We start from the raw sequence: 4,238 nt of genomic DNA, 5'->3' as shown, positions 1-4,238 counted from the left end.
GGGCATGTCCGTCGCGCCGTTCTTGAGCGGCTCGGCGGGCTGCGGCGTGTCTGCCGCCGCCGCGGCAGGATCGGCGGCGGGCTTCGGCTTCATCATCGTGTCGACGCCGGCCCGCACATCGGCTGCGGCCTGCTCGAACGGATTGAGCTGCTTGCGCACCTCGTTCATCGGATTGAGGCTGCGAAGACTGTCGATCGAACTCTTGACGTCGTCGAGCTCGGCTTCCTTCAGCGCCTCGTTGAACTGCTTCTGGAAGTCGCCGGCCATGGCGCGCAGTTTCGCCGCGGTGCGGCCGAAGGTGCGCAGCATGTTGGGCAAATCCTTGGGCCCGACGACCACGATCATGACGACCGCGATCACCAGCAGTTCGCTCCAACCGACTTCGAACATGACAATCTATTCCGACGAGAACACGCCGCCCGCATATGCGAAGCGGTTTTGGTACAACGGCATGCTCAAACCAACAATCGGATCAGCTCTTGCTGACCTTTTCCTTGCCCGGCGAAACAGTCTCGTCGGCGCGGTGCTCGACGGTACGCTTGTCGTCAACGTCGTCGTCAGCCATGCCCTTCTTGAAGCTCTTGATGCCCTTGGCCATGTCGCCCATCAGCTCGGGGATCTTGCCGCGGCCGAACACCAGAAGCACGATGACCAGCACGATCATCCAGTGCCAAATCGAAAACGAACCCATAACGATCTCTCTCGAATGTTTTCCCTCGGCGATGATCTATGCGTTTTCGCTCGGGGATTCAAACACAACTGCAATGAAGTTGATAAAATGGCTAGCGGATGTCACGCACTTTCGACGTGAGCGCCTTGCTACGAATCCGCGCAGGCCTTGCTATTAGACCAGTTGTGCCGGTTCCCTAAAAGCATGTCTCCCGAAAGTGGGAACCGGTTTCGGGATAAAGACATGCGTAAAATCAAAAACCTAAAGCGCGTGGAGCGAACCTGAAAAGAACCTGAAAGATCGCGACGCGCTTTAGGTCACTCTTCCGTGACGCGCGGCGTCAGCAGCCCGAGCTCCTCGAGGTCGATATCGGTCAGCTCATCCTCGTCCTCGGCGAGCGCGTCGGAATCGGCTGGCGGCACCGGCATCGAGAAATTGGCCGGCATGCGCGTCGAGAGCAGGCCGGCGCCCTTCAGCTCTTCCATACCGGGCAGATCGCGGATCTCCTCCAGCGCGAAATGATCGAGGAAGGCGTCGGTGGTGCCATAGGTCACCGGCCGTCCCGGCGTGCGGCGGCGGCCGCGCATCCTGACCCATTCCGTTTCGAGCAGCGTGTCGAGCGTGCCTTTCGACGTCTCCACGCCTCGGATGTCTTCGATTTCGGCGCGCGTGACGGGCTGGTGATAGGCGATGATCGCCAGCACTTCGAGCGCCGCGCGCGACAGCTTCCGTTGCTGAACGGAGTCCCGGCTCATCAGGAAAGCCAGATCGCCTGCGGTGCGGAAGGCCCAGGCATCGCCGACCCGCACCAGGTTGACGCCGCGCTTGGCATAGATCTGCTGAAGATCGGCCATCGCGGCGGCGATGTTGACGCCTTCAGGCAGGCGCGCGGCAAGCTGCTTTTCGCTGACCGGCTCGGCGCTGGCGAAAACGATCGCCTCGGCCATGCGCACCGCTTCCGACAGCTGCAGCCGCTCGGCGGGGTTTTCGAGTGAACCCTGCTCGGCCATCTCGTCTTCCGGCTCATCCTCAACCCTGAACGGGATGACTGAGGCGTTGGCGCGTTCACTCATGATACCACCTCGACTGCCTTTGCACCTTGCGCGCGGCTGCGCAGATAGATCGGCGCGAACACCTGGTCCTGCCGCACTTCCAGTTTGCCCTCGCGCACCATTTCGAGGGTCGCCGCGAACGAACTGGCCATCGCCGTGCGCTTCTCTTCCGGCGCCGCCAGATACTCGATCAGGAAACTGTCGAGCGCCGTCCAGTCGCCGACCGCGCCGATCAGCCGCGCCAGCACCTCGCGCGCATCCTTCAGCGACCACACGGCGCGCCGGGCGATCGTCACATTGTTGATGGCCTGCCGCTGGCGCTGCTGCGCGTAGGCGGTGAGCAGATCGTAAAGCGAGGCCGAAAAGCTGTTGCGCTTCTCGATGATGACCATTTCCGGCATGCCGCGCGCGAAGACGTCGCGGCCGAGGCGATTGCGGTTGACCAGCCGCGCCGAGGCGTCGCGCATGGCTTCCAGCCGCTTCAGCCGGAATTGCAGCACCGCCGCCAGTTCCTCGCCGCTTTCGCCCTCCTCGCCCGGCTGTTTCGGGATCAGGAGCTTCGATTTCAGGAAGGCGAGCCACGCCGCCATCACCAGATAGTCGGCGGCAAGCTCCAACCTCAGCGCCCGCACCTTCTCGATGAAGGCCAGATACTGCTCGGCCAAAGCCAGGATCGAAATGCGTGCCAGATCGACCTTCTGGTTGCGGGCAAGGTGCAGGAGAAGATCGAGCGGACCCTCGAAACCGGCCACGTCGACGACCAGCAATGGGTCGCCGGTCAAGCGCGAATCGTCGTTCTCGGCCCACAGACGGTCCATCGGTGCGGCCTTCGCGGCCTTGCCTTCCAATGTCTCCGCCACTTGCCTTTCGTCCCTTCCGGTTCAGGCCACCGCTTCGAAATAGGTGGCAAATTCCGCGCGTATCGCCGTTTCGTCGGCGACGTCGCGATCCTTTATATAGGTCAGCGCCCGCTCCGCGCGTTGCAAGGACTTGCCCGACAGCCCCGTCGTGCGCGAGGCGATCCCCGACATCTCCTCGAAAACGCCGTTGCAGTGAAGGACGAGATCGCAGCCGGCCGCAAGGATCGACGCCGCCTTTGTCGGGAAATCCCCAGAAAGTGCCTTCATTGAGGTGTCATCGCTCATCAGCAGCCCGTCGAAGCCGATCTCGCCGCGGATCACCTGATCGACGACCTTGGCGGACGTCGTCGCAGGATTTTCGGGGTCGATGGCGCTGTAGACGACATGCGCCGTCATCGCCATCGGCAGCGCGTTCAACGCCTTGAACGGGGCAAAATCATGCCGCCTGAGCTCCTCGAGCGGCGTATCGACGGTCGGCAGCGCGAAATGCGTGTCGGCAAAGGCGCGGCCATGGCCGGGAATGTGCTTCATCACCGGCAGCACGCCGCCCGACACCAAGCCCTCGGCCGAGGCCCGGCCAAGCTCGATCACAGCATTGGGCTCCTTGCCATAGGCGCGCGCGCCGATGACATCGCTGGCGCCTTCGACCGGAACGTCAAGCACCGGCAGGCAGTCGGCCGTGATGCCCAGGCGGGAAAGATCGAAGGCGTGCAGCCGCGCCAGCAGCCAGGCGGCGCGGCGGCCGGCTTCCTTGTCCTCGCGCCACAGCGCGCCAAGCGCGCCGCCGGCCGGGTAGTTCGGCGCCAGCGGCGGACGCAGGCGCTGCACCCGGCCGCCTTCCTGGTCGATGAAGACGGGAGCCTCCTGGCGGCCGACGCAGTCGCGCATCGCGGCCACCAGATCGCGGATCTGTGTCGCCCCGCCGATATTGCGCGCAAACAGGATGAAACCCCAGGGACGTTCGTTCCGATAGAAGCGGACTTCGTCTTCGGTGAGGGATTTCCCGGCGCAGCCGAGGATCATGGATTTTGATTCGCTCATAGACTGAAGCTTAAGGCTTTGAGCGAGCAAAGGGAATCACCCCTGCCCTTGGACCGGCCAAAGCCCACAACCGTCCACAACGAAAAGCCGGCGCGGCCTTGCGGCGGCGCCGGCGTTCGGTGTTGGGACGGATCAGCGCGATACGAAGCAGTTACCGCCCGCCGCCTTGTAGCTGGTGCAGAGCTCGATCGCATCGTTGCGCGACTGGGCTGGAACGCGGACACGGTAGAAGGTGCCCTTGCCCGCGACCTCGGCCTTGACGATGTTGGCGGTGCGGCCGGAGAGCACGCTGCCATAGCGGCGCTGCAGATCCTGATAGGTCGACTGCGCGCTTTGCACCGTCGGCCGCGAGGCGATCTGCATCGACCACGAGCCGCCGCCGGCTGCCGCCGCCGGATCGATGGAAGCGACTTGGTCCGGCTTGACCTCGCCGACGATATCGACCGGCTGGTCGGACGGGCGCGCCGGCGCCACCGGCACCGTCGCGGGCGTGTTGCTCGACTGCGACTTGGCTTCAGCCTTCTTCGCGGGCTTCGCCGGCTTGACGGTCACCGCATCGGCCTGACCCGTATCGGCCTGCCCCGTATCTGAAGCCACCGTTCCCGTCTGCTGGCC

The 4,238-nt window shown here is 64.1% G+C and carries 6 protein-coding genes; all 6 read right to left on the bottom strand.

All coding sequences use genetic code 11. The annotated features are described in order from the left end of the window. The coding region (gene tatB / locus EOA28_RS26755) for a Sec-independent protein translocase protein TatB (RefSeq protein WP_128315451.1) at window positions 1-390 on the bottom strand (390 nt) is incomplete at its 3' end. Window positions 391-472: 82 nt separating this feature from the next. After that, window positions 473-691, bottom strand: a complete 219-nt coding sequence (locus tag EOA28_RS26750; RefSeq protein ID WP_095815328.1) for a twin-arginine translocase TatA/TatE family subunit — start codon at window positions 689-691, stop codon at window positions 473-475. A 296-nt stretch (window positions 692-987) separates the two neighbouring features. Further along, a complete protein-coding gene (gene scpB, locus EOA28_RS26745; RefSeq protein ID WP_127252314.1) occupies window positions 988-1,743 on the bottom strand; it encodes an SMC-Scp complex subunit ScpB in 756 nt (251 codons plus the stop codon). Then, window positions 1,740-2,540, bottom strand: coding sequence for a ScpA family protein (locus EOA28_RS26740; protein WP_127252335.1), 801 nt, complete (start codon window positions 2,538-2,540; stop codon window positions 1,740-1,742). Before EOA28_RS26740 ends, scpB begins: the two co-directional genes overlap by 4 nt. Before the next feature lie 63 nt (window positions 2,541-2,603). Continuing rightward, window positions 2,604-3,623: a beta-N-acetylhexosaminidase gene (gene nagZ, locus EOA28_RS26735; protein ID WP_128315450.1), complete on the bottom strand. Its 1,020-nt coding sequence runs from the start codon at window positions 3,621-3,623 to the stop codon at window positions 2,604-2,606. Window positions 3,624-3,755: 132 nt separating this feature from the next. Continuing rightward, the coding region (locus EOA28_RS26730) for an SPOR domain-containing protein (protein WP_245501600.1) at window positions 3,756-4,238 on the bottom strand (483 nt) is incomplete at its 5' end.

The sequence above is a fragment of the Mesorhizobium sp. M2A.F.Ca.ET.067.02.1.1 genome (genome assembly GCF_004023285.1).
In the GTDB taxonomy this organism is placed as follows: domain Bacteria; phylum Pseudomonadota; class Alphaproteobacteria; order Rhizobiales; family Rhizobiaceae; genus Mesorhizobium.
The sequence above is the reverse complement of the archived record's forward strand: the minus strand, read 5'-3'. Positions and strand labels throughout refer to the sequence as shown.

Bases quoted from the DNA above. Each gene is read 5' to 3' on its own strand.
- EOA28_RS26740 (WP_127252335.1), bottom strand. From the start codon at position 2,540: ATGGACCGTCTGTGGGCCGAGAACGACGATTCGCGCTTGACCGGCGAC.
- EOA28_RS26750 (WP_095815328.1), bottom strand. From the start codon at position 691: ATGGGTTCGTTTTCGATTTGGCACTGGATGATCGTGCTGGTCATCGTG.
- nagZ (WP_128315450.1), bottom strand. From the start codon at position 3,623: ATGAGCGAATCAAAATCCATGATCCTCGGCTGCGCCGGGAAATCCCTC.
- scpB (WP_127252314.1), bottom strand. From the start codon at position 1,743: ATGAGTGAACGCGCCAACGCCTCAGTCATCCCGTTCAGGGTTGAGGAT.